The organism is Ruminococcus sp. AF31-8BH, from assembly GCF_003460605.1.
GTDB classification, from domain to species: Bacteria; Bacillota; Clostridia; order Lachnospirales; family Lachnospiraceae; genus Blautia_A; species Blautia_A acetigignens.
On the sequence record NZ_QTVN01000044.1, the window covers coordinates 1 to 1,973 of the forward strand.

Sequence of the window (1,973 nt, forward strand, 5' to 3'; positions counted from 1 at the left end):
TAAAATACCATAAAGAACAGCACTTACTTCAAAGGAGTCACCTAGATCCAAAAATTCTATTGTACCATTATATTTTTCCACTACCCTTGTAACACTATGTATGCCAATTCCACTTTGCTTATAATGACGTTTGCTGCTCAATGCAATGTTTGCCTTTTTTATTTCTTTACTATTGCAGATTTTTAAAATCAAAGTATGTTCTTTATAAATGATATTCACAGCAATCCATCTTTTTGAAGCTTCTATTTTTTCACATGCCTCTATTGCATTATCCAGGAGGTTTCCTAATAATATCCCGGCAGCGCTATAGTCCAGATTCATTTGCTTGGGTACTAATACCGAGGCTTCTGTTGCGATATGCCTTTTCTGGGCATTACGAAGTTTATTATTCAAAATAGTGTTGACAATTATATTTGCAGTGTATATGGTTTTTTCTCCTTCGTCTAATTCACCAATGATCTTTTGAAATTCTTTTTTAAAATCTACATTTGCTTTCTCTATTGCATAAAGGGCAATCAGACGATTTTTTAAATCATGTTTTATTTCTTGTACCTTTTTATTTCCTGCTTCGATTTCACGATAATACTGTTCCTTCATCTTCACTTCTTGCAGAAGGAGTTCATTTTTATAATTATCAGCTATTACAATACTTAACTTGTGAAAAATAGCAAATGTCAGTATGTTTGTTAATAATACTAATAAAATAATTGCCAAGCATAGTACATTTCCGGTTAAATTATCATAGGTTCCAGTTAAATATATTGCCATACAACTAATAAATACGCTGGAAAGAGGTATTAAAAAAAGTAATAGGCTCATCTGTTTTGATAAATTTGGTAACTGAATTGCCCAACTATGGCATATAGCCCGAACCAGAAGATATCGAATAAATTCACAAATCAGCACGGAAATATAAAAAGATATTTCCATGCTGATTTGTGTTTCAAGTCGGAGTGTCAATAAAAATCCTATAGGCTCTGACACAAATCCCAAACCAATGTATAAAATCGGTAGAATTATATAATATAAACGAGAATACGAAAAAGATAAACTGTACAGGTATATCATACAGATACTACATAATAAATTGATAGTTGGATTTTTATACATGTTTACTATACTTGTAGTAATTGTACAAAAAAGAAATAGAAAAATCAGTTTATAGCGATCAACTTTTCGTTCTTGACTGAAACATTGCAAATATTTTTCTAATATCCCAAAATCTAAGCAATTCGTTAAGCATATAAAAAAGAAAGATTTCATAACTGCTCCTTTAGGAATTGTAAATGACGTAGTTTAATTTCCTGTCGATAGGCCCGTCCAACATGGAGAGTATTTCCATTTTTTAACAGAAGTTCATCACGTACCACCTGTACTATTTCGGAAAGATTCACAATACATGCCACTCGAATAGATGCAAACATACGCTTATCTAATTGTGACCATATCTCATCTAAATTTTTGTTACATTGATATATATCCCCTGTATTGGTGTGTATAAGGGCTTTTCTTCCAAGTTTTTCTATATATACAATGGATTGGCAAGGGATACTGTAGCTATTTTTACGATAGCTAAAGACAAAATTTACTTTAGCCATACATAAGAAATCACATGCTTTATGAAGCACTTTGCTGAAATTCTCAAAAGAAACCGGTTTTAAAATGAAATCAAAAGTCACAACTTCAAAAACATCATAAACATATTTAGAAAAACTTGTAAGAAAAACGATAAGGGAATGGGGAGAGTCTTGCCGTAATTTTTTAGCAAGTTCCAATCCTGACATCTCTCCCATTTCAATATCCAGGATATAAACATCAAAATCCAACTCCTGTTTTTTCTTATAAGAGTATAATTCCTCTGCGCTAAAAAATACTTCATAGTCAAATGAAATGTCTGATATCTTATCCAAATATTCTTCTAATTCTTCAATGATGGCAGGCTCATTGTCGCAAATAGCTAAATTTAGCATATA

Annotated in this window: 2 protein-coding genes; both read right to left on the bottom strand. The window is 31.4% G+C overall.

From position 1 onward, the window contains the following. On the bottom strand, nt 1-930 hold a 930-nt coding region (locus DWZ38_RS21890; protein WP_178105409.1), incomplete at its 3' end, for an ATP-binding protein. Nucleotides 931-1,259: 329 nt separating this feature from the next. Continuing rightward, nucleotides 1,260-1,973, bottom strand: a 714-nt coding sequence (locus tag DWZ38_RS21895) for a LytTR family DNA-binding domain-containing protein (protein WP_139148872.1), incomplete at its 5' end; no start/stop codon positions are given.